The organism is Campylobacter concisus (assembly GCF_003048575.1).
Taxonomy (GTDB): Bacteria; Campylobacterota; Campylobacteria; order Campylobacterales; family Campylobacteraceae; genus Campylobacter_A; species Campylobacter_A concisus_U.
Map to the genome: position 1 here is coordinate 68,149 of NZ_PIRZ01000003.1, position 22,478 is coordinate 90,626.

General features: G+C 35.4%; 23 protein-coding genes. 4 read left to right on the plus strand and 19 right to left on the minus strand.

Annotated elements, in window-relative coordinates:
- Positions 1–23: 23 nt before the first annotated feature.
- The 14 genes from CVS84_RS04530 to CVS84_RS04595 all read right to left on the minus strand — a co-directional run bounded on the left by CVS84_RS04530 (position 24) and on the right by CVS84_RS04595 (position 12,157).
- The gene (locus CVS84_RS04530; protein WP_107691345.1) at positions 24–1,472 is read right to left on the minus strand and encodes a Ppx/GppA phosphatase family protein; all 1,449 of its coding nucleotides are present in this window, start codon (positions 1,470–1,472) and stop codon (positions 24–26) included.
- A 2-nt stretch (positions 1,473–1,474) separates the two neighbouring features.
- The gene (locus tag CVS84_RS04535; RefSeq protein WP_199906110.1) at positions 1,475–2,692 is read right to left on the minus strand and encodes a sensor histidine kinase; all 1,218 of its coding nucleotides are present in this window, start codon (positions 2,690–2,692) and stop codon (positions 1,475–1,477) included.
- A 38-nt stretch (positions 2,693–2,730) separates the two neighbouring features.
- A complete protein-coding gene (hsrA, locus tag CVS84_RS04540) occupies positions 2,731–3,402 on the minus strand; it encodes a homeostatic response regulator transcription factor HsrA (RefSeq protein ID WP_021091657.1) in 672 nt (223 codons plus the stop codon).
- A gap of 76 nt (positions 3,403–3,478) precedes the next feature.
- Positions 3,479–3,805 carry a dihydroneopterin aldolase gene (locus tag CVS84_RS04545; protein ID WP_021091633.1) on the minus strand — a complete coding sequence of 109 codons (327 nt, stop codon included), beginning with the start codon at positions 3,803–3,805 and terminating at the stop codon, positions 3,479–3,481.
- Positions 3,802–4,413, minus strand: coding sequence for a glycerol-3-phosphate 1-O-acyltransferase PlsY (gene plsY / locus CVS84_RS04550; protein WP_107691346.1), 612 nt, complete (start codon positions 4,411–4,413; stop codon positions 3,802–3,804). Before plsY ends, CVS84_RS04545 begins: the two co-directional genes overlap by 4 nt.
- A gap of 59 nt (positions 4,414–4,472) precedes the next feature.
- Positions 4,473–6,761, minus strand: coding sequence for a helicase HerA domain-containing protein (locus CVS84_RS04555; RefSeq protein WP_107691347.1), 2,289 nt, complete (start codon positions 6,759–6,761; stop codon positions 4,473–4,475).
- Positions 6,762–6,769: 8 nt separating this feature from the next.
- Positions 6,770–7,852, minus strand: a complete 1,083-nt coding sequence (locus tag CVS84_RS04560) for a PilZ domain-containing protein (RefSeq protein WP_107691348.1) — start codon at positions 7,850–7,852, stop codon at positions 6,770–6,772.
- A gap of 122 nt (positions 7,853–7,974) precedes the next feature.
- Positions 7,975–8,574, minus strand: coding sequence for a peroxiredoxin (locus tag CVS84_RS04565; protein ID WP_021091673.1), 600 nt, complete (start codon positions 8,572–8,574; stop codon positions 7,975–7,977).
- 237 nt (positions 8,575–8,811) lie between these two features.
- The gene (locus CVS84_RS04570; protein ID WP_107691349.1) at positions 8,812–9,819 is read right to left on the minus strand and encodes a beta-ketoacyl-ACP synthase III; all 1,008 of its coding nucleotides are present in this window, start codon (positions 9,817–9,819) and stop codon (positions 8,812–8,814) included.
- Between the two features lie 3 nt (positions 9,820–9,822).
- Entirely contained in the window at positions 9,823–10,812 is a 990-nt protein-coding gene (plsX, locus tag CVS84_RS04575; protein ID WP_072594492.1) for a phosphate acyltransferase PlsX, read from the minus strand.
- A 3-nt stretch (positions 10,813–10,815) separates the two neighbouring features.
- Positions 10,816–10,962, minus strand: coding sequence for a 50S ribosomal protein L32 (gene rpmF, locus CVS84_RS04580; RefSeq protein ID WP_002942540.1), 147 nt, complete (start codon positions 10,960–10,962; stop codon positions 10,816–10,818).
- A gap of 12 nt (positions 10,963–10,974) precedes the next feature.
- Complete coding sequence (locus CVS84_RS04585; protein WP_107691483.1) at positions 10,975–11,334, minus strand: hypothetical protein; 360 nt, start codon at positions 11,332–11,334, stop codon at positions 10,975–10,977.
- 16 nt (positions 11,335–11,350) lie between these two features.
- Positions 11,351–11,764, minus strand: a complete 414-nt coding sequence (gene ndk / locus CVS84_RS04590; protein ID WP_021091826.1) for a nucleoside-diphosphate kinase — start codon at positions 11,762–11,764, stop codon at positions 11,351–11,353.
- 108 nt (positions 11,765–11,872) lie between these two features.
- Positions 11,873–12,157: an NADH-quinone oxidoreductase subunit I gene (locus CVS84_RS04595; protein ID WP_021091598.1), complete on the minus strand. Its 285-nt coding sequence runs from the start codon at positions 12,155–12,157 to the stop codon at positions 11,873–11,875.
- Between the two features lie 174 nt (positions 12,158–12,331).
- Here CVS84_RS04595 and uvrA point away from each other — a divergent pair, with 174 nt between their 5' ends.
- Positions 12,332–15,160 (plus strand): excinuclease ABC subunit UvrA, encoded by a 2,829-nt coding sequence (uvrA, locus tag CVS84_RS04600; RefSeq protein WP_107691350.1) that lies wholly within the window; start codon positions 12,332–12,334, stop codon positions 15,158–15,160.
- A 57-nt stretch (positions 15,161–15,217) separates the two neighbouring features.
- On the opposite strand, the gene CVS84_RS04605 is transcribed toward uvrA, so the two are convergent.
- Complete coding sequence (locus CVS84_RS04605) at positions 15,218–16,132, minus strand: O-antigen ligase family protein (protein WP_234411899.1); 915 nt, start codon at positions 16,130–16,132, stop codon at positions 15,218–15,220.
- A gap of 344 nt (positions 16,133–16,476) precedes the next feature.
- Here CVS84_RS04605 and CVS84_RS04610 point away from each other — a divergent pair, with 344 nt between their 5' ends.
- From CVS84_RS04610 to CVS84_RS04620, 3 genes are read left to right on the plus strand one after another with little or no spacing between them, the layout of a single operon-like run.
- The gene (locus tag CVS84_RS04610; protein WP_159070066.1) at positions 16,477–17,505 is read left to right on the plus strand and encodes a glycosyltransferase family 2 protein; all 1,029 of its coding nucleotides are present in this window, start codon (positions 16,477–16,479) and stop codon (positions 17,503–17,505) included.
- 3 nt (positions 17,506–17,508) lie between these two features.
- Positions 17,509–18,558, plus strand: coding sequence for a glycosyltransferase (locus CVS84_RS04615; protein ID WP_107691353.1), 1,050 nt, complete (start codon positions 17,509–17,511; stop codon positions 18,556–18,558).
- Positions 18,555–19,313, plus strand: coding sequence for a polysaccharide deacetylase family protein (locus CVS84_RS04620; RefSeq protein ID WP_107691354.1), 759 nt, complete (start codon positions 18,555–18,557; stop codon positions 19,311–19,313). Before CVS84_RS04615 ends, CVS84_RS04620 begins: the two co-directional genes overlap by 4 nt.
- A 9-nt stretch (positions 19,314–19,322) precedes the next feature.
- On the opposite strand, the gene CVS84_RS04625 is transcribed toward CVS84_RS04620, so the two are convergent.
- From CVS84_RS04625 to CVS84_RS04640, 4 genes are read right to left on the minus strand one after another with little or no spacing between them, the layout of a single operon-like run.
- A complete protein-coding gene (locus CVS84_RS04625; RefSeq protein WP_107691355.1) occupies positions 19,323–20,108 on the minus strand; it encodes a glycosyltransferase family 25 protein in 786 nt (261 codons plus the stop codon).
- The gene (locus CVS84_RS04630) at positions 20,101–20,607 is read right to left on the minus strand and encodes a hypothetical protein (RefSeq protein WP_107691356.1); all 507 of its coding nucleotides are present in this window, start codon (positions 20,605–20,607) and stop codon (positions 20,101–20,103) included. Before CVS84_RS04630 ends, CVS84_RS04625 begins: the two co-directional genes overlap by 8 nt.
- On the minus strand, positions 20,607–21,404 hold the full coding sequence (locus tag CVS84_RS04635) for a polysaccharide deacetylase family protein (RefSeq protein WP_107691357.1): 798 nt from the start codon (positions 21,402–21,404) through the stop codon (positions 20,607–20,609). The genes CVS84_RS04630 and CVS84_RS04635 overlap by 1 nt, the downstream gene beginning before the upstream one ends.
- On the minus strand, positions 21,401–22,474 hold the full coding sequence (locus tag CVS84_RS04640; RefSeq protein ID WP_107691358.1) for a glycosyltransferase family 4 protein: 1,074 nt from the start codon (positions 22,472–22,474) through the stop codon (positions 21,401–21,403). Before CVS84_RS04640 ends, CVS84_RS04635 begins: the two co-directional genes overlap by 4 nt.
- Positions 22,475–22,478: the final 4 nt, after the last annotated feature.

A 22,478-nucleotide genomic window follows, 5' to 3' on the forward strand; every position in this document is an offset into this window, starting at 1 on the left:
AGCGTTAAAGCTAGTTTCAAAATTTATACAAACGAAATAGCAAAAATTTCAGGTTTTGTGATCTTTTTTATCTCTTCTTTTGCCATAGCAAATTCTTTTGCACCTTCTATTTTTAACGTGTGCCCACTAAATTCGAAGTTTAAATTTAGCCTTTCACAGGTTAGATCAAGTGCCTTTGCTAGTGAGAGTATAAAACTTAGCCATCTTATACACTCGGCTTTTGGAAGTAAATTTTTATATCGCTCAAATTCATAGATGTTTTTCTTTCCGTTTGTGCCAATTACTACTGCAATCAATGCTTTTTGTTCATGCGAAAAGCCATAATTTAAGGCATTTAGGACTATATAGGCTGAGTTTTTATGATCGCCATAAAAGCCAATCTCTTGACCGACATTGTGAAGTTTTGTAGCAACTAAAAGTACTTCAAGATAGTTATCGCTTAGACCATGAAGCTTTTTTAATACCATAAATATATCTTTTGCATATCTTGTGACCGATTTATTGCATGATAATATAAAACGATCTTGCAAACTTTTGATACTTGGATTAAAATTTTGCGGAAATTTAATGCTAGGGCGTAAAAAATCTTTTAAGAACACTCCCTCTCTTACGCCAACCCCACTTGTTATAATATTTTTGGCATTTAGAGCTTCGGCAAGGGCTAAAAAGATATGTGCGCCTTCTCTAATGGTGTCGTATCTATCTTTTTTAATAGGAAATTTATTTAGCTCAAGCACGCTAACATTTGCAATACTCTCGATGTAGGCTTGCTCGTCGCTAAGCTTATAGCAAAAGCCATGCAGTGATGAGAGTGGATATAAATTTTTGCTCATTATAGCAGATGATATCGCTCTAAGAGAGCCACCAATAGCGATTATATTTTGGCATTTAAATCGCTCATCTATCTGTTTTGTAACTTGTTCTAAAAATTTTGGCAACTTATTTAAGTTTTTCTTATCAAAAAAAAGCTCTTTTAACCTAACTGTACCAATGTCAAGTGAGAGCGTATCTATTATTTTGCCTTTGCTTATTCTGGCAAGCTCAGTTGATCCGCCACCGATATCAATAGTGACGCATTCAGCGATGTTATGGAGCAAATTCTTGGCCGCGATTGCACCAAAAGTAGCCTCTTCTTTGCCGTCTATGACTTTTAAATTTATGCCAAGTTTTTTTCTTAAAAGAGAAATCAAAACATTTGCGTTTGGAGCATCCCTAAGCGCTGAAGTACCAACACATAAGACTTTATTGCATTTGTAGCTTTTTATGATATTTGAAAATTCTCTAAAAGCCTTTAGCGCTTTTTTCATTGAGCTTTCGGATATTTCATTGTTTGAGCCATATCCGCCTTCACCTAGGCGAACCTTTGTTTTATATTCAGCTAGTATAAAAAATGCTAAGCGTGACGTTCTCTCAAATATCGCCATTCGCATGGAATTTGAGCCAAGATCGATTACTGCGGTTCTCTTTGCCATTTTTATCCTTTTATATTTAAAACTAGGCTTGCGACTGCACCGCTTCTATCGTTTCTATTTTTAATGTCTACTTCGCCACCAAGAGCCTGTGCTGCACCTTTAGCTAGAAACAACCCAAGCCCAGCACCACCTTTGTCGCCATATCTTTTAAATGGAGCAAATAAATCTTTACTCTCATCTATGCCTATTCCTTCATCTATTACTTCGATAATAAATTTATTTTTTATAAGCTTAGAGCTAATCGTAATGGTGCTATTTTTTGGTGAAAATTTAATGGCATTTTGAACAAAATTTTGCACAATGTGAGTTAGCAAGCTAGTTTGTATTTTTAGATTTAAAATTTCTGGTTTTAGGTCCAGTTTTATATTTTTTTCATCATTTTTTGCAAGTATCTCATAGTTTTTCACAAGTTTTTTTAAAAATCCTATGACATCGGTATTCACTGGCTCTTCAAACTGAGCTCCTTCTTGACGGCCGATCTCAAGTATAGAACTTATCATCGCGTTCATGCCGTTTATAGCTTCATTGTTTGATTTTAGAGCTTCGATATATTTTTCACTCTCGCGTGGCTTTAAAAGCGTAACTTCATTTTTTGTTTTCATTACGGCCAGCGGTGTTTTTAACTCATGTGCCACGCCTACAAAAAGCTCTTTTTGGTATAAGACAAATGTTTGGATACGAGAGATTAGCCTATTTATGCTCTGTCCAAGTGGTAAAAACTCATCTGGTAGACTTTTTATATCGATCTCATGAAGAAATTTTTCATCTAAATTTGCAAGCTTATGACTCAAAATTTTTATAGGTATTAAAAGCATTCTTGATAAAAATAGTGCATAAAAAAGTACCAAAAGTATCGCTGATACATTTACGATTATAATATCTATAAAAATTTCTTCTACTATATGGGCTTGAAGAGTAGTATCTTTTTCTAGGCTTAAATAACTGCTTTCATCAAGTTTTGTTATTAAAAAAGTTTTACTCTGATCCTTTGATTTTCGTGTTACGATATATGTTTCTTTATCTTGTGGCTCGTCTGTTTTTATCGTTGCTAGAGTTTTATTTGGATTTTCTATCGTAAATGTTTTTGAATTTAAAGGATTGAAATTTTGAGGATTTTTTTTATAAGCTTCGGCTTGATAGTTTAGCTCATTAACGACACTTTGAAAAACGGTAACCCTTATATAGTGATAAAGCATTACCGAAATAACTACAATTAGCATCATAGCACCAGATGCTAATTGTAGTATAAATCTATTCCTTAGGCTTTTTTGGGAAAACAAAATCTATATCCGCGTCTTCTAACAGTTTCAATTGTTGAAATATTTAGTGGTTTGTCCATTTTTTGGCGGATTTGGTTGATAGCGACTTCAATGACGTTTGGAGTGACGAGCTCTGGCTCTTCCCAGATAGCATCAAGCAGTTGCTCTTTAGATACGATCTGATCTGAGTGTCTTGCAAGATGAGTTAAGACTTCAAAAGGTTTACCTTTAAGCTCAATATCACGACCCAAATATGTGATTTTTTCTTCATCTGGATTGATGATGAGCTCATCAATTTTTATAATATTTGTGCCGCCAAAGCGTAGTCTAGCTTCAAGTCTAGCTACTAGGATATCAAAATCAAATGGTTTTTTGATATAGTCATCAGCACCAGCTCTAAGTGCTTTTATTTCGCTTTCTTTGTCATCTTTTGCAGAAAGAACTACAACTGAAGTGCGTGGAGATTTATGTTTGATGATGTTTATAAGATCTATGCCATCGCCATCTTGAAGCATCCAATCAGTCAAAACTAGATCGTAATTTCTGATACCTATATAGTACTCAGCATCTTTAAAATTTTCAGAGCTATCAGTTTGATAGCCAAACTCTTGCAAGCCCTCAGCAATCGTCTTATTTAGCGTCACTTCATCTTCAACTATTAAAATACGCATTTTGCTTCCTTAAACTAAAATTTATGGGCGATTGTATCATAAATTAAGCAATATTTCAAGATAGTTTAATAAATTTTTAAAAAATAGTGTTTATTTTTGCTCCAACAACCGCATTTGGTAAAATTTCAGTTTTTAAAATTTCCATTTTAAGGCTAGTTAGTGAGCTAAATTTCTCTTTTAATGCTTTGCTGGTTTCTTCAAGCGACTCTTCAACGCTTTGAAACTGTCTTTCATTATAAAAATTTTTAACAAAGTCAATAATTAAAACATAATCAATAAAACTAGTTGAGCAAATTTCTAGATTCATTTGCACCTCTTGCTTAGCGACTCGCTCAAAATCAAGCATTCCAATGATCGTTTCAAATTTATAATCTTTAATGATCGTCGTCATCTCGCTTTTCATACGACTTTTTTCTCCTTGCCAGATATTAAGCGAACGATATTTGGTATGTGTTTATAAACCACCAAAAATGCGATGATTAGTATCGGAGCGTGTGTATAGATTTCATCTAACTCTGGGTGGATTATAAAGCTTGATGCTATGAGAGCTATCAACGCACAAAGTGAAGCAAGAGAGCTAATTTTTAAAAATTTTCCGACCACAAACCAAACAGCTAGAGCAATAATGATCTCAACTGGTAAGAAAAATGCGATCACTCCAGCTCCAGTTGCCACGCCTTTGCCGCCTTGAAAGCCCAAAAATATAGAAAAACAATGTCCAGCCACGCTTAAAACCGCCATCGTCCAAAGTACACTTTGGCTAGCTCCTAAATATGAAGCGACAATAAGTGGCAAAACTCCTTTTAAAACATCACAAACTATCGTTAAAATGGCTAGTTTTTTGGCTAGTTTTGGATCTTTTTGTTTTAAAACTCTTAAAACATTTGTCGCACCGATGCTCTTGCTGCCTTCGTTTTTTATATCAACATGCCCAAAAATTTTTGCAAGAATGAGACCAGATGGAATACTTCCAAGTAAATAACTAATGGCATAAAGTATTAAATTTTGCATATTTTACCTTTTAAATTTAAAGAGAAATGATATTAAAAAAATACTAATTTTTTTATAAATCATCTCCACAGAAGCACGATTTTTTCGTCGTAGATGTCGCTTTTCTTTGGCGAAATTGGCGTTTCGTTTATCGTGATGTTTTGAACATCATTCGCCTCTTTTAGTGCATCGCACTCTTGTGCAAATTTCTCCTCAAGCTCGCTTATGGCTAAGCTTATATCATTTACGCTTTGCTCGCTAAGCTTGACGTCACTTCGCTCTTTTAAGACTCTATTTGCACTTCTTGCACTCGATGCGATTTTACCCGCATTTTGACGAGATAAAAGCTTGTTGCCAAATATCGCTCCAAGTATGCTAGCGCTTATATTTATGGCAGCATCAAGCCCACTTGTGGTCATCTCTTTTTGCTCTTTATCAAGCTTTGCTAGAGCCTTGTTTAGCTTGTCTTGTAAGCTTTTTCGCTCTTTTTCAAATTTAGCTGTGAGTTTTGCAGTTTGTTCTTCTAAAATTTCATTGCACCTATCTTGAAGTCTGATATAAAACTGCTCCTTTGTTTCATTGTTTTTTGAATAAATTCTCAATGCTTCAAAGATATTAAATTTAAAATTTCTATACAGATACTCTTTAAAATCTTTTTGGATATTGTCAAAATTTTTAGCTTTTAAGATGAAATTTGGCACAGCTGCAAAGCTTGCGTCACTTGGCTCATTTCCGCTTGCATCAACGTGCAAACCTTCACTAGCCTCGCTCCAGTTTGGCTCATTATCATTTTCGCTTAGTTCATAAAGATAGCCTACTTCATAAACGCTATCGATATCTTTTTTGGTGTCATAAATTCTTATCTTTGCGCTTGCTAGTAAATTTGGCGTGAGGCTTTTTGAGTTAGCATAAAGCTGCGTGATCTCATTTGAGATTATGGGCTTTATGCTAAATTCCATCTCGCTTTTATCGATCCTTGTATCAGATAAATTTTCTTTTTGCTCTTTCATCAAATTTGAAATTTGTTCGCGACTAAGCGGGCCTTTTAGATAGCTAAGTGCCCAGCGTGTAGAGATGACGTTTAAGCCGTCCTCATTTATATTTTTGAGTAAGAAATTCCTCTTTGCCAAATTTGATATGAGGCTTTCTAGTGAGGCTTTATCTAAGCTTGAGCCAGAGATACCACTTAGTCCGTCGATCACACGGGCTTTATCCTGCGCTGTTTGGAGGCGGCCGATAAACCAAGTGCCTATGTTGCTAAGGCCTTTGTAGTCAAGATCGACCGGGTTTTGCGTACTTAAGACGCAGCCAAGACCAAATGCACGAGCTTGTTTTAAGAGCGTAAGCATAGGCGTTTTTGACGGTGGGTTTGCATTTGGTGGGAAGAAGCCAAAAATTTCGTCCATATAAAGGATCGCTCTAAGTGAGCTTGTGCCCTCGGTGCCGCGCATCCACGCGATAATCTCATTTAGTAAAAGGGTAACAAAAAACATCCTCTCAGCATCATTTAGGTGTGAGATTGTAAAGATATTGCACTTTGCTTTGCCGTTTTCGTCAAATAGCATCTTTGAAATTTCTAGTCTAACGCCTTGAATCCAGCCTTTAAAACTTGGGCTTGCGATAAGTGCGTTTATCTTCATGGCAAGCTTTAGGCGTTCACTGCTTGGATAGAAGGTATCCACGTCAAAGACACCTATCTTTTTAAAAGGTGGATTTGCGATGAAATTTATAAGCTCTTCGATGCTGACGTCTTTTTGCTCTTTAAATTTAGTATCAAATATGGTTGAGATGAGTAGCTGTTCTTTTGAATTCATGTCCTCGGAATTTATACCTACAAGAGATAATACTGAGGCTGCAAGCGAATTTATATAGTTGCTAAAAATTTCTTCATCAGTGATATTTGGGCAAGCAAAGTCACTAAGTAGCGCCACGCCTATACCAGCTGAGCTTTTTGGTGTGTAGATGTTAAAGTTTGCGCTTTCTTTTAAAATTTTTACTCGCTCAAGATCTTGAAAGCTTGACTCTATGCCGTTTCTCCAAAGCTCGGCTTGAGAGGTGGCAAATTCCTCTACGCTTTGACCTTTATTGGTTGCTTCTGCTTCATCTATGTATGGTAAAAAATCCTCCGGCCTCATCTGCGGAAAGGTTAGAGCTAAATTTGTGATGTCGCCCTTTGGATCGATGATGATAGAAGGTATATTGTCTATGCATGCCTCTTCTAAAAGCGTGATACCAAGGCCTGTTTTACCGCTACCTGTCATACCTATGATAGCTGCGTGGGTGGTTAGATCCTTATTTTTATAAAAAAATGGCTCTTTGTCTTTTAGTCCGATATAAAAAAGTTTTAAATTTTCTTGTATTGTTTTCACTAGCTGCCTTATTCGTATAAATTTATACGTGAGCGAAGCTCGTCAAGTGTCTCTTTTATGCGCTTTTGCGTAAAATCTTTTATCGTTTCATCATCATCGATAAGCTTCATACAGTATCTAATGTAGCCTTTATATGCCAGCTCTGTAACAAGTCTTAGTTTTAAAGTCACGTTTTTTACTTTATCTGGCGCAATTAAGATTTCAAAGGTCGCTTCTAGCTCTTCTCCATCTTGAAAATTTGTAGTTTGCGGGCTTAATACGCTTATGCCACCCTCAGAAACATCATAAAGGCTACCTTCGATCTTGTCTTGCTTTCCTTTGATAATAGTTTTGGTGAAACGATTTGGCAAGATACGTTGGAATTTTCTTTTATATGCGTACATCGTCGTATTTCGTAAGAAATTTGAAAGAGTGACGCCTTTATTGACTATATTGTAATTAACAATATCAGCACATAATGGCTTTGAGAAAAAGCTATTGGGCAAAATAAAACCTTTGCCGTCTTGTTTCATAGCTAAAATTTGCATCATATCCACGCGAAAAACGACACTATCTTCTTTAACTTCTAAAATTTCAGCCTCATATTTTATATTTAATCCATCATATAAATTTAAAAGCTCTGGCCTTACCTTGGCTTTTTTCATACGAGTGAATGTATTGATCGGATCTTCATAAAAAAATGTTCCGGTTTCGATCATATCTTTTACATTTGTTTCTTGCTGGTCTTTGGCACCACATAAAATTTCTTTGATTCTTGAAACAGCATTTACGAAATAACCTACGAAGGCACTGTTGTCGCAAGAGTGACTGAAATTTAAGGTCAAATTTAAAAGTAGGAAATTTATTAATTCGTCTCTTGCGTTTGATTTTGGTATTAGATTATTTAAATCATCTTGTAGCTGCGTAGCATTTGGCTTTTGAATAAGCAGTGTATCAAAGATATTTTCAAGACAAATTTTTACCTGATCGTGCGGCACGATAAATGTTAGTTGCCTACAAAATTTTATACCGTCATCGATAAATTTATCTCTTAATTTAAGTATGCTGTCTTCGCAATTTATTACAAGCTCTTGCCTGCCTTTAAAATCCATGTAGTCTCCGGAATGTTATTGATTAAAGCCAAGGCTATGATATAAAAAGTTATATTAAAAAAGTATTTAAATTTATTTGGGGGAGAAATTTCTAGGTAAAGATACCTAGAAATTTCTATTGATTATAGTTTGCCTTCGTTGTGTGAAAGGTAGTCGGCAACACCTTCAGTGCTTGGTTTCATGCCAGCATCACCTTTGTTCCAGCCAGCCGGACAAACTTCGCCGTGCTCATTTGTAAATAACATAGTATCTACCATTCTGATCATCTCGTCGATGTTTCTACCAAGCGGTAGGTCGTTTATAACTGCGTGGCGAACTGTGCCATCTTTGTCAAGTAGAAATGATCCGCGAAGCGCTACACCAGCGTCTTCTAGAAGTACGTCAAAACCGCGAGCGATTGATTTTGTCATGTCAGCTACGATCGGGAAGCGAACTTTGCCGATACCGCCTTTGTTTACTGGAGTCTCTTTCCATGCAAAGTGTGAGAACTGGTTGTCGCAAGAAACCGCGATAACTTCGATACCGCGTGACTTGAACTCGTCATATCTTTTATCAAATGCGATGATCTCGCTTGGGCAAACGAATGTAAAGTCCATTGGATAGAAAAATACAACCGCGCCTTTCTCGCCAATATTTTTATAAAGATTAAAATCATTTACAATTTGATTGTTTCCTAAAACTGCTGCAGCTGTAAAATCAGGTGCTTTTTTTGTTACTAACATTTGTTCTCCTTAATAATAAATTTTATTGATTGCGAAATTATATCTATTCAAAATTAAATTTAGTTTAAACATATTTTAGAAATTTTTTTGTAGTAAATTTAGCGTTATTGATAAGAGTAGAAAATGGATTTTTGTTAAAAGTGTTAAAAATTTGAATTTTAAAAATTTTATTGATGAGAATACTTGAAAGAAATTAGTAAAAGCGTTACTAAAAATTTAGAAAATTACTTGCTGTAATTATTGTAAGTCGCTAAAATTTTTTCCACCAAATTTTAGAATTGCTGATCCCCATGTAAAGCCGCCACCAAATGCATCAAGAAGCAAAACTGAACCATTTTTGATACGGCCGTCTTCATAGGCATTATTTATAGCCATCGGAATTGAAGCGGAGCTTGTATTGCCATATTTAGCAACAGTCAAGACACACTGCTCATCTTTAAAATTTAATCTATTTTTTACTGCATCTATTATTCTTATATTTGCTTGATGAGGTATAAAAAAATCAATATCTTCGCTTTGCATTTTATTTGCATACAAAATTTCTATTACGCTTTTGCTAAGTGTTTGAACTGCTATTTTAAAAACTTCATTTCCACTCATATGGATGAAATTTAGTCTATTTTTTAGCGTTTCCTCACTGGCTGGAAATACACTCCCACATCCTGGAGTTATTAAAAGTTCAGCTTGCTTGCCGTCGCTTGCCGTATGAATATCGATGATCTCATTTTCATTGCCACTACTAATTACAGCCGCGCCCGCTCCATCACCAAATAGTATACAAGTGCTTCTATCTGTATAGTCAACAATAGAGCTTAATTTTTCGGCTCCGATAATTAATACGTTTTTTTTAGCACCGCTAATAATGAGAGAATTTGCAAGCTCTAAAAGATAAATAAAACCTGTACAAGCCGCACTTATATCAAATGCTGTAACTCCATAGTTTAAACCCAAATTTGCAGCTATTTTGCAAGCAGTAGATGGCATGCAAAGATGATCTGGAGATATCGTAGCACAGATGATTGCATCGATTTGAGCTTTATCAAGCCCTGAGCGTTTTATGGCTAATTCACCAGCCTTTGTACCAAGATCACTTGTTGTTTCGTTAGTTGCAATATGCCTTTGTTCGATACCTGTTCGCTTTACTATCCATTCATCACTCGTTTCAACCATCTTTTCAAGGTCAAAATTTGTCAGAATTTTTTCTGGAATATAGGAAGCGATAGAAATCAGTGAAGCTTTTGGCATATTTTACCTTGCAAAGTGCGAAAGTTCTTCTTCGATAACTTTGTTTATATTTGAATTAGCAAATTTTATTGCTTGAAAAATTGCATTCTTTATAGCTTTTGAATTGCTTTTGCCGTGACTTATGATAACACAACCATTTACACCAAGAAGCGGTGCACCGCCATATTCGTCATAGCTAACCTGCTTTTTAAGTGTCTTAAAAACTTTTCTCATGAGTACAGAGCCAGCTATAGCAAGAGGTGATTTTTTAATTTGTTTTTTGATAATTTTACCTATAGCATCTGCAACGCCTTCGCTAGTCTTTAAAAGAATATTTCCCATAAAACCATCACAAACCATTACATCGATACTACCATCAAAAATTTGATTGCCTTCTGCATTACCAACAAAGCTATCAAGCCTAGAAACTAATTTAAATGCTTCTTTGCTAACTTCATTACCTTTGCTCTCTTCTTCACCATTTGATAAAAGACCAACTTTTGGCTCTTTTCTACCTAAAATTTCTTTTGCATAGGCTTCACCCATTATGGCAAATTGAAACAAATGCTCACTTCTGCAATCAACATTTGCACCAACATCTAAAACTAAAGTAGCAGATTCTTTTGAATTTGGCATAAGTGTTGCAATTGCTGGGCGAGAAATATTTTTTAGTCTACCAATTCTTAGGGTAGCTAAACTCATAGTTGCACCACTATGACCAGCAGAAACTACAGCATCAACTTCCTTGTTTTTTAAAAGTTCAATCGCTTTGTAGATCGTACTATCTTTTCTTTTAAGCGCATCAGTTGCGCCATCTGCCATTGAAATAACTTCACTAGCTTCTAAAAATTCGATATTTTTTAAATAAGACTGTGGAATGAGTGGTTTGATGACATTGCTATCGCCGACTAATACAGCTTTAAATTCTGTCTCTTTTAGTGCATCAATAACACCAGATATTATAGGATCTGCACCAAAATCACCACCCATAGCATCGATAGCAATGCGAATCATATTTTAATATTCACCTGTAGTTTTGTTTATGCGGTGAGGCATTTTCCAAGAACCATCTTTGTCTTTTACAGGCACTGGAAGTGTAACTTTATAATGTGTTCTACGTTTTGCTGCACGAGAATGACTCACTCTTCGCTTTGGTACTGCCATTTTTACTCTCCTTTATAAATTTTTACATTTTTCACAATAGAAATAATCACTTTTAAAAGCTTCTAACTCGCTCTCAAAGACTTCTTTTAAATTAATATTGCCATCAAAAAATTCCATCGTATCGCTAAGCTCATTTTCGCTATCTTTATAAATACCATCACTTAAATTTAGCTCTACATCTTGATCGATAGGTAGCATAAATACTTCACCGCATCGATCGCAAACATAATTTATATTCCCTTTTATCTTACCTTGGCATTTTACCAAAAAAGGATCTTTTCTTTTTAAAATTCCACTAAAAACTAAATTATCATTTCCTGCTAGCTCAAAGCTTATATCTTTGTTTGCTATTTTAGAAAAAGATATAATCAATTTTCTTGACCTAAAATTAGCAAATTTCTCTTGAAGCAAAGAAGAAATTTATTTCATTCACAGCATTTTCCAGGCTGTCACTTCCGTGAACTGCATTTGCATCAATACTATCAGCAAAATCAGCTCTTATAGTGCCAGGAGCTGCTTCTTTTGGGTTAGTTGCACCCATTAACTCGCGGTTTTTAGCAACTGCATTTTCACCCTCTAAAACCATAACTACAACTGGTCCGCTTATCATAAATTCGACTAGATCGTTGAAGAAAGGTCTATCTTTATGAACTGCATAAAATGCTTTTGCATCGCATTTGCTAAGTTGAATTTTCTTTGCAGCTGCGATCCTTAGGCCGTTACTTTCAAATCTATCTATAATTTTTCCAACAACATTTTTCTTAACAGCATCAGGCTTAATAATAGAAAGTGTTCTTTGCATAAATTTTTCCTTAAATCTAGGTTATTTAAATTGAAGTTGGCAATTATATCAAATAAAGCTTAAAAATAAAATAGGCTCAATTTGAGCCTAAAATTTATAAATATAAATTTATTGAATAACTGGAATAGAGCCATTGCGTGCATCAGCACCAATTTGATCGCGAGAAGGTTGTCCTGCTACAACAGCATCCCATACGATACAACCATCAGTTGGACAGGCAGATGCACAGGCTGGCTCATCATTATAGCCTACGCACTCAACGCATTTATTTGAATAAACATAGTATGTATCTGCTCCAGTTGGGTTATCGCTATCATCAACGATAGCTGAAACTGGGCATTCATCAATACATGAACCACAGCTTATGCATATATCAGTTATTTTTACAGACATTTTTTCTCCTTAGATTAAAATTTGGCGTAGAATATCAAAAAAAGCTGAAAATGATATAAATAAGCCCTTAAATTTAACTACGATCTTAAATTTTATAAAAACTACTTTATAAATCTTTTATCACTTTTAGACTAAATTTACAGATTAAAATTTTAAAAAGGTTGTATAAATTTAATGAACGATATTATTGAAATAACTGGTGCAAGAGAACATAACTTAAAAAATATTAATCTCAAAATTCCAAAAAATAAATTAGTGGTTTTTACCGGTCTTAGCGGAAGCGGCAAAAGTACGCTAGCCTTTGATACACTCTATGCTGAGGGGCAAAGGAGATACATGGAGAGCCTTAGCAGCTATGCTAGGCAGTTTTTAGATCGCGTTGGCAAGCCTGATGTTGATAAGATCGAGGGTTTAACGCCTGCTATCGCGATCGATCAAAAGACAACTTCAAAAAACCCTCGCTCAACGGTTGGAACGATTACTGAAATTTATGATTATCTAAGGCTTTTATATGCAAGGGTTGGTGTTCAGCACTGCCATCAATGTGGCAAACCTATCTCAAAAATGAGTGCGAGCGATATCATAAATGAAATTTCAAAGCTCCCGCTTGGTGCAAAAGTGATCATTTATGCGCCACTAGTTCGTGAGAAAAAGGGCACATGGGCGGACTTGATCGAAAATTTACGTCAAAAAGGCTTTGTCAGAGCGCAGATAGATGGCGTGGTGGTGAGGCTTGATGAAGAGATCGAGCTTGCAAAAACAAAAAAACACACAATAAAGGTCATCGTTGATAGGATCGCTATCGATGAGCAAAATCACGAGCGCCTTGCAAGCGACGTAGAAAAGGCGCTAAATGAGAGCTTTGGTGAGGTCGAGATAGAGATCGCAAATGCCGATGAGCTGGGACTAAAAGAGAGTTTTATACATTACAGTGAGCACATGGCTTGTTTTGACTGCAAAATTTCATTTACACCGCTTGAGCCACTAAGCTTTAGCTTTAATTCGCCAAAGGGCGCTTGCGAGCACTGCGACGGACTTGGTATAAGATACAGCCTAGATATGAGCAAGATCATCGATGAGGAAAAGTCGATAGAAAATGGTGCGATCAAGCTACTTTATGGCTACAACATGAGCTATTACTATAAATTTTTACTCGCTTTTTGTGAGCAAAATGGTATCGATATCAAAAAGCCCTATTATGAGCTTAGCGAAGATGAAAAAAGGCTCGTTTTATATGGAAATGTCAAAGAAGTTGAGTTTTTTTGGAAGCGAAATAAACTACTTAGAAAATTTGATGGAGTGGTTAAAATTTCACATGGGCTTTTGAAGGATTATAAGGACTTTGATGAATACATGAGTGAGAAAATTTGTGATGCTTGCAACGGTCACAGGCTAAAGCCTCAAAGTCTAGCGGTCAAGGTCGCTGGCCTTGGACTTGGTGAAATTTTAGATATGAGCATAGAAAACTGCACCGCTTTTTTCTCGAATGAGAAAAATTTCGCCTATCTTAGCGACTATGACAAGGCGATCGCAAAGCCTATCTTAAAAGAGATCAACGAGAGGCTTTTCTTTTTATATGACGTGGGGCTTGGCTATTTGTCGCTTGGGCGAGATGCTAGGACGATCAGCGGTGGCGAGGCACAGCGCATCAGGATCGCCAGCCAGATAGGAAGTGGGCTAAGTGGCGTCATGTACGTGCTTGATGAGCCAAGTATCGGTCTGCACGAGCGCGATACGCTAAAGCTCATAAAAACACTTAGAAATTTGCAAGCTAAAGGTAACTCTGTAATCGTCGTTGAGCATGACAAAAAGACGATAGAGGAGGCTGATTTTATCGTAGATATCGGCCCTGGAGCTGGTAAATTTGGCGGTAATGTGGTCTTTGCTGGTAGCTCAAAAGAGCTTTTAAACTCAGACACTCAGACCGCCCTATATATAAATGGTAAGAAAAAGATCGACTATCAAAAAAATAGAAAAGCTGAGAAGTGGCTCGAAATTTCAAATGTAAATATCAATAATATCTCAAATTTAACCGCGAAATTTCCGCTTAAAAACCTTGTAGGTATCACTGGCGTTTCAGGATCTGGCAAGAGCTCGCTAATACTTCAGACCTTGCTTCCAGAGGCGCAGGAACAGCTAAATAGAGCAAAAAAGGTAAAAAAGATAGCTGGGGTAAATTTAAGTGGACTTGAGAATTTAGACAAGGTCATATACCTAGATCAAAGCCCGATCGGCCGTACCCCACGCTCAAATCCGGCAACATATACTGGTGTGATGGATGAGATAAGAAATTTATTTGCGCAGACCAAAGAAGCTAAACTTAGAGGCTATAAAATAGGGCGCTTTAGTTTCAATGTCAAAGGTGGGCGCTGCGAGAAGTGTCAAGGCGAGGGCGAGATCACGATCGAGATGCACTTTTTGCCCGATATCAACGTGGTTTGTGACGTTTGTAATGGTGCTAGATATAACGCTCAGACCTTGGAAATTTTATATAAGGGCAAAAATATCGCCGAAGTGCTAAATATGAGCATAGATGAGGCGGTTGAGTTCTTTAAGGCTGTGCCAAAGATCGCTTCAAAGCTCACGACACTGCAAGACGTGGGGCTTGGCTACATCACGCTTGGACAAAATGCAGTCACACTTAGTGGCGGCGAGGCGCAGCGCGTAAAGCTAGCAAAGGAGCTTAGCAGAAGCGACACTGGAAATACGCTTTATATCCTTGATGAGCCAACAACAGGGCTTCATTTTGCTGACGTAGATAGGCTAGTAAAGGTGCTAAATCACCTAGTTGATCTTGGAAATTCTGTCTTTGTGATCGAGCATAACATGGATGTCATCAAAAACTGCGACTATATCGTAGATATGGGGCCAGAGGGCGGCGCAAAAGGTGGTAAAGTGATAGCGTGCGGCAATGTCAAAGAGGTAGCTAAAAACTACAAAAAAACTGGCAGCTACACTGGAGAATTTCTTGCACAAGAGCTTGAGGAAATGAAGAAAAAGTAGAAATTTAACTCAACCGTTTCTTTATAAAATTTGAAACGGTTGATATACACTGTGGTATTAACTAATTTTTGATGTTGCTTTCTTATCTATGGCGCTTAAAGCTAGGGCCCAAAATAGTAGCATTAAAAGTGCATTTTCATGATGAAATGTTGTATTTGCAAGTGAAATTATATTATTAGCCATAAGCATTAAAAGTGCAAGAAAAACTATGCTATTTTGTCTAAAATTTTTAATGAATTTTATAAAGAGTAATAGTTGAAATACCAAATATGCAAGCAAGGCAACGACGCCCTTTTCTGTTAAAAATGTTAAAAAGGTATTGTGTGCGTGACTAACATGAACTTCAACATTGCCTGGAAAATATTTTGTTATATCAATGATCTTAAACTCACCAGAACCTATCCCAAATAAAGGGTGTTCCAACCACGTATAAAACGCGCTAGCAAAGATCGGATATCTAGTCTCTGATCCAGTTACCCCCTTTGTTATTTGACTATACAATCTTTCATCTTGAGTGATATTTGTTGATATATATATATAAGAAATAGCTATTACACTAAAGAAAATTATCAAGCCTAATAAAAATTTTATTTTTATCTGTTTATTTAAAATTTCAAAAAGTAAGTAAGTAAAAATAATGATTGGCAAAAGATACATTGCAGCTCTAGAGCCAGCTATCATTATACCAAGGACACAAATTCCGGCAATGCTTATGCCTATATACTTTTCAAAAATTTCTTTGCTATTTATCGAAACTAATGCTACACAAAAAACTAGTAGCATAAAAATGGCACTATGATTTACGTGTCCTATTGATTTAAGCTCAAAAAGCGCTAAAGGATTATTTGAAGTGAATTTTTCTATACAAGCAGGGATAAACGCGGCAATGAAACCGGCAAATAAGGCAAAAAATAAAAATTTAAAATTTATTTTTTCTACACCGACACTTCTGGCCACAAAGAAAAATAGCATACACCTTAGCGGATCAAGCGCTCTTGATGCAGAAACTCCATTTACCAAGCAGCTTATAAAAGTAGCCAAAACAAAGATAAAGAGTGAGATATTTATGAGATCAAATTTAAATTGCCTTTTTTCTTTGACACAAATATAAATTCCAGCCAAGACGAAAAGTGTAAGTGAAATTTGCTTTAAGCCCTCAGTTACTGGTAGTGTAAATAAGACAATAACTAAAAAAAGATTGTAGAGCTTAGACACGATGTCGTTTTTCATGCAGATCCTTTAAATTTTAAGTGGACATTTTATCATTGCTGAACTAAAAATAATATACAATTAAACAAAAATTAAAAGGAAGTATCGTGTCTGATGTGAAAATAAGCTTTGTAGTGCCTGTTTTTAACAAAAAAGAGCACATTAGGGATTGTTTAAATTCGCTTATATCTCAAGACATGGATGATATTGAGATTATAGTTATTAATGATGGAAGTACTGACAATACGCTAGAGATATTAGAAGAATATAAAGATAAAATAATATTAAAAACAAAGAGCAATGCCGGTGTTAGTGCTGCTAGAAATGACGGTATATTGCTAGTTAGTGGGAAATATACTATCTGCGTAGATGCTGATGACTATGTGGAAAAAGATTATGCTTCAAGTGTTTATGATATCGCAGAAAAATTTGATGCCGACATAGTGATAACAGATATGTGTAAGGTCTATGGTCATAAAAAGCTCTTTTTGAAGGATTTTGAGACAAAAGAGGACGGCGTAATCGATAAAAACGAGTATCTAAAAAGGCTTTTAGCCTCAAGGCACAACAAAGTCTTGCATAATGCGGCAAACAAGGCGATTAGGACTAAAATTTTAAAAGAAAATTTATTTCCAGTTGGGATCACGCAAGCTGAAGATTTTCACACTGTAGTGAGAAATATTATCGCTTCAAAAACTCTTGTAAAGCTAAATAAGGCATTTTATTGCTATAAGATAGGAGACAACAACACTGCTGGTTTTGAAAAGCTAAAAGCTGTGATGGATCATAAATTTGTTTATGAAGACATAATCTCAATTTTAAAAAACAAAAATTTAACACTTGAAATGGTGCCTGATCTAGAGCTTAGAAAGATAAAAAGCGTCTATATGCCAGCTATTTCGGCGAGACCAAATCTAAAAAATAGTAGCTATGTAAAGGCACTTGATCTTTTTTATGAAGATATTGATAGCATCATAAACTCATCTGGTTTTTCAAAACTTAGACTAAAACAGAGAATTTTGCTTAAAGTGCTAAAAAATGTAAAATCGTACGAAAATGTATCAAAAATTTTAAAAATCTTTAATACAATAAATGGCTTTTTGTCAAATAAAAAAATGAAAGAATTTAAAGAGTAGAAGATGATAAATATACTTGAGCTTGAAAGCTCTCTTGGATTTGGCGGACAGGAACACCGTACTCAGCGTGTGATAAATGGACTAGATAAGAGCAAATTTAAGGTTTTTTATGGGCTAAATCCTGGCTCAAAAAGCTTTGAAAAGCAAATAGATTGCAAATTTGTAGAGTTTAATCTCAGAAAGTCTTTTAATATCTTTGAAATTTTTAAAATTTGCAAATTTGTAAAGAAAAATAATATAAAAATTATCTCGACCCACTCTGGCAAAGATGGTACCATTGGAGCTATTGTAGGTAAAATTTGCGGCGTTAGCGTGGTTCGCACTAGACATTTGCAGCTGCCTATAACATCGCCTTTGCCTTATAACCTAAGTACAAAAGTGGTAGGAGTTTGCGACTCGGTTTGCGCGGATCTTATAAAAAGAGGTGTGAAAAAAGAGAAGGTACTAAAAATCTACACTGGCATTGATACGCAAAAATACACGCCAGAATTTAAGATAAATATGAAAAAAGAATTTGGCCTAAGTGACGATGTGGTAGGTGTTTGTATCGTTGCAGTGCTAAGAGCTGCTAAAAATCATAAGCTCTTAATCGATGCATTTAGTGAACTAAATTTGCAAAATTCCGCCCTTTTTATCGTAGGTGATGGTCCACAAAATGACAACCTAAAAGAGTATATAAAAGATAAAAAAAATATCTTTATGCTTGGCAACAGAACCGATGTGAGCGACTTTTTTGGCTCGCTTGATATCTGTGTGTTGCCTTCAGATATGGAGGCTATCGGTGGAGCGTTGCTTGAAGCGTCTTCGTGCAAGTTAGCCACTATCGGAAGCGACGTGGGCGGTCTTGGCGAGGCAGTGAGTAATGGAAAGAGTGGATTTTTATTTCAAAATGGCGATAAAGAGGGGCTAAAAAAAGTGCTTGAAAGGCTTATTTTGGATGAAAATTTAAGAAAACAGATGGGTGAGTTTGGCAGAGAGTACGTAAAAGAAATTTTTAGTATAGAAAAAATGATAGAAAACACACAAAATTTATATATGGAACTTGCAAAATGAGTGTAACAGTTTTAATGTATCATCATGTGCTGAAAAAAAGTGGGTTTATTGCAAGTAGCGTAGATGATTTTAGAGATCAGATGAAATTCTTGGCTCAAAATGGCTACAAATCGCTAAGTTCGGCTGAGTTTGTGGCATATAAAAAAGGTGAGCTTAGTGTGCCTAAAAAGAGTGTATTTATCACATTTGATGATGGCTGGAAGGATAATTTTGTCTACGCATATCCTATTATCAAGGAATTTAATCTTAAAGCGACTATTTTTCTAGTTGCTGGCTGGGTAGAGCAGGCGAGTAGAAAAAGTGGCGAGTTTATAGAGCTAGATCATAACGAATACAAAAATGCTGCACCAACTAGACCTGAAGATGTCTTTTTAAACTACGAGGAAATAGTAAAGATGAAAGAGTGCTTTGACTTTCACTCGCATACTTATACGCATTTTGATGATTATTTTGGTATTTGTGAAATGAAAGAAAATTTTACAAAATGCAAAGAATTTATGTATAAAAATTTTGGCTTTGATGACAAGCTTCTTTGCTGGCCAAGAGGTAAATTTAATGATGAGCTAAAAAATGTGGCAAAAAGCGTTGGCTATGAGGTATTTTTTACAACAAAGCGTGGGATAAATAAACCCGATGGTGTGCTTGATGATATAAGGCGAATAGCGGTAAAAAAAGATGCAAGTTGGCTAAAAAAGACACTATTTATCTATCAAAATGACTTTTTAGGCTCACTATATTCAACACTAAAATCTTAGGAGAAATTTTTACTTTGTAAAAATTCTCTCATTTTTAGCAATATGTTTTTCGTAAAATCTTGAAATTTTGTATGAGAAATTTTTATTATATTTTTTAAAAAGAGAATTTATCCTATCTTTTTGCTTTCTCTGCATCTCTAAATTAGAGTTGTTAAGCTCCTCTGGATGAGAAAAGATATTACTAAAGTACATTTTTAGATCAGTGTTTTTTAGGATCGCTTCCCATTTATCGGCTCCGTAAAGGCCATTTTTGTAAAAATCAAGCAGAGCTTTTGCACTCTTTCTTGTTAGAATGTAGGCAGCCGTTCTATATATACTAGCGTATGAGTATGGTGAGATAAGATATAAATTTTCTTTTATTTTTTTGCCAAAAGCACGAAATCTACTATTTAATCCATCTTGCACACCGCATATCAAAATGCTATCACTACTTATATCTTTGCATAGCAAAAAGGCTTCATTTATTAGTTCGTCATTTCCAATAACATCATCCTCTAATATTAAAGTAAATTCCGCATCGCCTTGTAAAAAATCCTCATAAGCTTTTATGTGCGACATTGTACATGCTAGCTCACCTGGTGTCGCAATTAATGGCGGTATTTTAAATTTATAATCTTCATCACAAGATTTTAACAAGCAATCTATCATGGCGCTGTAATACTCATTGACGCTAAAATTTTTAGCATCAACTGCATCTATTATTTTAAATTCATCATATCTTTTAAATTGTCTTTGTAAATTTTGCCTTCGCTCTTCATCTCTTTTTAATGATATTACATAGATGGGATTATTCATTTTTTGCTCCAACTTTTGAGTCAAATTCTAACTTGACTTTATATGCAAGGCCTGCTAGATCAAGCTCTTTTTTGTTTATATGCTTTTGGGTGTTGATTAAATCGTTACTAGAATTTCTTTTATAAATTCCAGCGATTCGAGCTTCTTCATCAGCGTTTAAAATACAAAGAATGTCACATTTACTTATACGTAAAAGTGGGTTTGCGCTTACGTATATTACGACTTTTACGAATGGCATGATAAATTTAAAAAATGGTTTTAACTCATCTTGATGATCGCTTTTGATTTTTATCTTTGGACGAGCTATAAATAAATTTAGACTCATTACATCATCATCGATTACAGCGATTTGATAAGGTTTAAAGTTTTTAAATCCATTTTTTCTAATTTGTTTTGCAAGTGTACTTTTGCCACTGCCGTGAAGCCCAGTAAGAGCGATTAAGGCCTGTTTTTTATCTTTTAAAATTTCTTTACAAGCCTCATTTAATGCTTCAAGCATTATTTATAGCCTCTATTTCTAAAATTTGAATATAAATTTCCTAGTACCGGCGTAGAATAGATAAAAAGCTTCTTTTTAACTCTAAAAATGTAATCACTCTCGCTCTTCGCGTTGTTTGATATATCAATGCGTCTTATCTTAAATTTATCATCTCCTACGCAAAATCCACCATCTATCACACTAAAAGCAAAGTCATAATACTCTCTTACAACTTTTAGTGAAAGCTCGTTAAAGTGCCCTTTTGGAAAGCAAAAGCCAAATTCTTGTTTTTCAGGAAATAGCTCTTCTATCTTAGCTAGCGAGCTAGAAAATTCCTCTCTTAATTTTTCTTCATCGTTACTTTTGCAGGAAAAGTGGCTCGCTGTATGGCTATCAAACTCAAAAAGGCCACTCTCTTGCATCTGCCTGATCTCGTCTAAATTTAAAAAATACTCCGCATCTTTTTCGTAGTCTATTTCTTTATGTTTTTTAAATGCAAAGTCGTAATCTTGTCTTTTAAAATCTTTGATCTTATCTGTTATCAAAAAGCACACAGCTGGGATATTTAGCTCTTTTAAGATAGGAAATGCAAATTTATAATTATCAAAATATCCATCATCAAAAGTTAGTAAAATGCTCTTTCTTGAGGCTTTTACTCGGCCACTAGCTATATCTTTAAACTGGCTGTAGTTTATAAATTTATAGCCCTCATCTAGCGCCATAAGAAGTGCTTTTTTAAATAGCTCTGGTTTAATGGCAAAGTCATTTTCATTGTTATTGCAGTGATGCATCGTTAGCACGCAAACTGGGTAGTTCATTGTTGCTCCAGTAAATTTTTAATAGCCTCTTTTAGCGCTTTATGGCTAAAGTGTTCATCCACAAATTTAAAGGCGTTTTGTGAGTAAATTTTGGCTTTTTCAGGCTCATTTATCAGCTCCAAAATGCACTCTTTTAGCGAAATTTCATCTAAATTTTTAGCACAAAGCCCACGCTCTTTATCTTTAACTAGCACGTTCATCGGTGCGTTGTCATAGACCACGATAGGTACTTTTGAGCTCATTGCTTCAAGCAAAACTGTACCAAGCCCCTCAGAGTGCGATGCAAAGACGTAAATATCAAAGCCTTTTATGATATTTGCCGCGTCTTTTCTAAAACCAGTAAATATAATCTTATCTTTATTGCTAAAAATCGAGGCAATCTCATTTTTTGTGCTTTCACTGATATTTCCTGCAAAAACTATTGTGGCGTCCTTCTCTTTTAAAATCTCTTTTGCTGCATTTGCAAAGTCATAGACACCTTTCTTGCGGTAAAGCGAAGTAAATGTACCGATAACTAGCTCATCTTGAGATATATTAAACTCATCTCTAAAAGTACTTTTTGTAGCATCTATCACCTCCACATCAACTGTACTTGGCATAAAAACTAACCTATCTTTGCTAACGCCGATGCTTAGCAGGTACTCTTTGACACTATCTGAGATGTATAAAATTTTATCAAATAGTCTTTTGTGCATGAGTTTTGAAAGGAAGCCTTTTATAGGAAAAAGATTATGCCTTTCCTTGTAAAATTTAACGCCTTTACTTCGGTAAAATAGTCCAGCAATTGCCCCAACCCAGCTATCAGTCGAGCCATGTGTGATTACGATATCTATCTTGTTTGAACTTATCACTTCGCAAAGTGCTGGTACGCTTTTATAAAAATTTTTCTTATTCATCTCTTGTGCTATAACACTAAAGCCTTCTTCTTTTGCAATACTTTCTATCTGAGAGTTTGGATTACAAAAAAGTATGACATTGTGACCCATCTCGCGCATAAAACGCATCTCATTTAGCGTCTTATTTTGCTCGCCACCCCAGTTAAAAAGTGTCTGCGTGTGAAGAATGTTCATCTGC